The sequence below is a fragment of the Microbacterium sp. B24 genome, from assembly GCF_000333415.1.
Taxonomy (GTDB): domain Bacteria; phylum Actinomycetota; class Actinomycetes; order Actinomycetales; family Microbacteriaceae; genus Microbacterium.
Map to the genome: position 1 here is coordinate 1 of NZ_BADB01000199.1, position 4394 is coordinate 4394.

General features: G+C 69.0%; 3 protein-coding genes and 2 pseudogenes. All 5 read right to left on the minus strand.

Features of this window, described 5'->3' with window-relative positions; translation table 11 throughout:
* On the minus strand, window positions 1-989 hold a 989-nt coding region (locus I5I_RS05190), incomplete at its 3' end, for an aldehyde dehydrogenase family protein (protein ID WP_036317318.1).
* A complete protein-coding gene (locus I5I_RS05195; protein ID WP_036317321.1) occupies window positions 986-2539 on the minus strand; it encodes an APC family permease in 1554 nt (517 codons plus the stop codon). The genes I5I_RS05195 and I5I_RS05190, both read right to left, overlap by 4 nt.
* Window positions 2536-2925, minus strand: coding sequence for a universal stress protein (locus I5I_RS17480; protein WP_036317323.1), 390 nt, complete (start codon window positions 2923-2925; stop codon window positions 2536-2538). The genes I5I_RS05195 and I5I_RS17480 overlap by 4 nt, the downstream gene beginning before the upstream one ends.
* A 136-nt stretch (window positions 2926-3061) precedes the next feature.
* Window positions 3062-3418, minus strand: a pseudogene (locus tag I5I_RS17485) (universal stress protein); the annotation flags it as partial.
* Window positions 3415-4394, minus strand: a pseudogene (locus I5I_RS05210) (flavin monoamine oxidase family protein); the annotation flags it as partial. The pseudogenes I5I_RS05210 and I5I_RS17485, both read right to left, overlap by 4 nt.

The window sequence follows — 4394 nt, forward strand, 5'->3', positions numbered from 1 at the left end:
ATTCGAGCTCGGTCCCGGGGATCCTCTAGAGTCCGCATCGCGTTCACGCGTTCGGTCACACGGCGCGCGAACTCGTCGGCGACCGAGGTGTGCACGATGAAGCGGTTGGCGGCGGTGCAGGCCTGCCCGATGTTGCGGAACTTGGCGAGCATCGCGCCGTCGACGGCCTTGTCGAGGTCGGCATCGTCGAACACGACGAACGGGGCGTTGCCGCCCAGTTCCATCGACACGCGCAGCACGCCTTCGGCCGCCTGGGCGATGAGCTTCTTGCCGACCGGCGTCGAGCCGGTGAACGAGAGCTTGCGCAGGCGCGGGTCGGCGATGATGGGTGCCGACAGCGCCGCCGAGCGGGTCGTGGTGACGACGTTGACCACGCCGGCGGGAAGCCCCGCCTCGACCAGGATGTCGACGAAGGCGAGCGTCGTCAGTGGGGTGAGCTCGGCCGGCTTGATGACCACGGTGCACCCGGCGGCCAGTGCCGGGGCGATCTTGCGCGTGGCCATCGCGAGTGGGAAGTTCCACGGGGTGATGAAGAAGCAGGGGCCGACGGGACGCTGGCTGACGATCATGCGTCCCGTGCCCTCGGGGTTCGAGCCGAACCGACCCGAGACACGCACCGCCTCCTCGCTGAACCAGCGCAGGAACTCGCCGCCGTAGGTGATCTCGCCGCGGGCCTCCGCGAGCGGCTTGCCCATCTCGAGCGTCATCAGCAGGGCGATCTCGTCGGCGCGCTCCATCAGCAGGTCGAAGGCCCGGCGGAGGATGTCGCTGCGTCGCCGCGNGGCCGTCGCCGCCCAATCCTCCTGCGCCGCGACCGCCGCGTCCAGGGCGCGGATACCGTCCTCGGGCGACGCGTCCGCGATCTCGATGAGCGTGTCACCGGTCGCGGGGTCGACGACGGGGAAGGTGCCGGACGAGCCCTCGACCCACTCGCCGCCGATGAACAGGCCGCGGGGAACCTTCTCGAGCAGTGCGCTTTCGGTGATCAACGTGCGGCCTCCTTCAGGCGACGGGTGCTGGCAGGGGCGTCCGTGGCGAGGGTCTCGCCGCGGAAGAACGCGGGACGTGTCACCGACTGCCAGATCATGAGGACGATACCCACCACGATGATGAGCATGCCGAGGATGAAGACGATCCCGACGCCGCCGACGTTGGCGCCCGAGCCGTAGTCGGGATCCATGGAGTCGATGAGCGTGGTGAAGAACAGGATGCCGAGGATCACGCCGCCCACGAGCGGGAACAGGAACGTGAAGAACACGTTGCGCACGGAGTCGAACCACTGCTTACGGAAATACCAGACGCACGCGAAGGCCGTGACGCCGTAGTAGAAGCAGATCATCATGCCGAGGGTGAGGATGGTGTCCCAGAGGGTGTTCTCGCTCACCACGCGCATCACCGCGTAGAACGCGGAGGCGACCACCGCCGAGACGATCGTGGCGAAGCCGGGCGTGAAGAAGCGCGGGCTGACCCGGGCGAAGGCGGGCGGCAGCGCGCCGTAGTGCCCCATCGACAGGAGCGTGCGCGCGGGGCCCACGAACGTCGACTGCAGCGACGACGCCGACGAGGTGAGTACCGCGAGCGACACGAGGAACGCGAGGGGCCCCAGGATCGGCCCCGACAGGTGGAAGAACACGTTGCCCTGGATGTCTTCGTTGCCGAGGCCCAGCTCCCCCGTGCCGACACCGGCGTACATGATCATCGCGACCGCGAGCAGAAGGTAGATCGAGACGATCGTCAGCACCGTAATGGTCGCCGCACGACCCGGCGTCTTCTCGGGGTCCTTCGTCTCCTCGTTCATCGTGAGGGTGACATCCCACCCCCAGAAGATGAAGATCGACAGCGACAGGCCCGCGGCGAACGCACTGAACGAGCTCACGGCGAACGGGTTGAACCAGCCGATGTCGAACGGCTGGAAATCGAAGCCCTTGCCGCTGACGGCCTCCACGATGGCGGCGATCGCGAAGAACAGCAGCACCGCGACCTGGAAGGTCACGAGCACGTACTGCAGCTTCTGGGTCGTCTGCATGTCGCGGTAGGAGATGAAGGTGGCCGCGAGCATGAACAGCAGGCAGACGCCCACATTGATCCAGGTGTTCGAGGCGAGGTCGGCGATCTCGGCGTTGCCGGTCACCTGCGACAGCAGCAGGAAGAGGAAGTCGACCGCGACGCCGGCGAGGTTCGACAGCACGAGGATCGTGGCGACGACGAGTCCCCACCCGGCCATCCAGCCGACCCACGGCCCGAAGGCGCGCGCCGCCCAGGTGAAGCTGGTCCCGGCATCCGGCATGCGGTTGTTCAGCTCGCGGTAGCCGAAGGCGACCAGGAGCATCGGGATGAATCCCACGAGGATGATCGCCGGGATCTGCGCGCCCACCGCGGATGCCGTGGGGCCGACGGCCGCCGTGAACGTGTACGCCGGGGCGATGCAGGAGATGCCGATGACGACCGCACCGATCAGACCGATCGTTCCGGCGCTGAGTCCCTTGCGGGAGAGTGCGCCGGTCGTGGCGTCGGCGTCGGTCGTGGAGGGTGCGCTCATCGTCGAGACTCCTCGGAGTGGGTTCGGGGCACGACGATCACCGGCACGGTGATCTCGTGCAGCATCTTCGCCGCGGTCGAGCCGAGGAACAGGCGGCGCGGCTGAGCGAGGCGGCTCGATCCGACGAGCACCACCTCGCCCGGCTGCCAGTCGAGGTAGGACACCGCCTCCTCGATGCTCTCGCCGGCGGCCACCGCGACGTCGGTGTGCAAGCCGGCGGGCAGCTCCGCCCGGGCTGCCGCCAGCACCTCGTCGGCTTTCGTGCTGCTGGCAAGGCGGATCGCTCCCGAATCTGCGGACGGCGGCAGATCGACCGGCAGCAGCGACAGCAGCCGGACGGCACGCCGAGTCCCTGCGCGAGCGCCGCGTCTCGGCGATGAGGGCATCGGCCCCGGGCCGCGTGCCGACCGCGACCGTCAGCCGCGTGATACCCGTCTCGGGGGCGATCTTGCGCGCCCCCCGCGGGACCAGCACGACGGGGACGTCCGACGAGTGCAGCAGCTCGGTCGTCGTCGATCCGAGCCGGTGACGACCGCGCGAGGCCCCATCGGCGGCGCCCACCACGACGTACGAAGCACGCAGCTCGTCGGCGATCTCGATGAGTCCCTCGGCGAACGATTCCGCCGGGCGCACATGCGCGTGGGCGACGACGTCGGCGGGAATCCGATCGATCGCCTGGGCGATCCAGGTCTGCGCCTGCGCGTGCAGATGCCGCTCGTACCCGGCATCCGGGGGCGTGATCACGCTGCGGTCCGACCGGGGCAGGATGATCGCCACGTCGAGCACGGCGTCGAGGGCCGCCGCCAGCCGCGCGGCGAACGCGACGGCGTCGCGTCCGGGCTTGGTCGCGGTGTACCCGACGACGACGTGCCCGCTCATGTGTGGATCTCGTCCAGGATCTGCTGCGCGGCCAGGCGCCCCATGCGGATGGCGCCGTCGACGTGCTGGTAGCCGGCGCCGGCCATGTCGCTGCAGGCGAAGTGGATCGGACCGACGGGCGTCCGCAGGTCGGCCCCGTACCGGTGCAGGCCGCCGAGGTCGAAGGATGCCGCGTACGCACCGCGGGTCCACTCCTCGCTGCCCCAGTCGCTCTCGTAGTAGACGACCGGATCCTTCGCCTCGGGTCCGTAGTAGTGACTGAGCGATTCGAGGATGCGCTCCTTGCGCTCCTCGGCGCTCAGACGGAACAGGTCATCGGCGGTGCGGTCGGAGACGAAGCCCACGAGCGTTCCGCGCTCGTCGCCGTGGTTCGTGTTGTCGTACGCCTCGTGCGAGAGCTCGTACGGGCTGAAGGCCGTGCCCGACAGGCCCTTCTCGCGCCAGAAGGGCGTCTCGTAGACGGCGTGCACCTTGATGACGAAGCCCATCGAGATGTGCTGGTGCATCTGGTGCTGAAGGCGCGGCAGCGGCGGCACGAACGAGATGCGGTTGTACAGCACCGGCGCGAGCGCGAGGATCGCGTGGCGGGCGCGGACGGTGACGCCGTCGGCGATGGCCACGACACCCTCCCCCTCGGTGTATTCGAGGGTGCGCACCGGCTGACCGAGGAAGACGTCGTCGCCCAGGCGCTCGGCCAGCAGCAGCGGCACCTGCTGCAGGCCGCCGACGACGCGCTTGTCCAGGATGAAGTCGGCGTCGACCAGGTTGGTGTAGCTACCGGCGGATGCCGCCATCAGCAGCGACTGCAGCAGCGAGAACGAATGGGTCGGCTTCGTGAGCATGGCCGATCCGGTGGGGAAGGCGAGGTTGCGGATGGCCTCGTCGTCGTCGGTCTGCTCGCGCAGCCAGGCGTCCACGAGACGGTGTCCCACTCCGCCGCCTGCGGATGGGCCCAACGGAAGGTCGGGGTCGATCT

What these genes read in the sequence shown, in the direction of transcription:
- I5I_RS05195 (WP_036317321.1), bottom strand. Translation starts at nt 2,539, where the DNA reads ATGAGCGCACCCTCCACGACCGACGCCGACGCCACGACCGGCGCACTC.
- I5I_RS17480 (WP_036317323.1), bottom strand. Translation starts at nt 2,925, where the DNA reads ATGCCCTCATCGCCGAGACGCGGCGCTCGCGCAGGGACTCGGCGTGCC.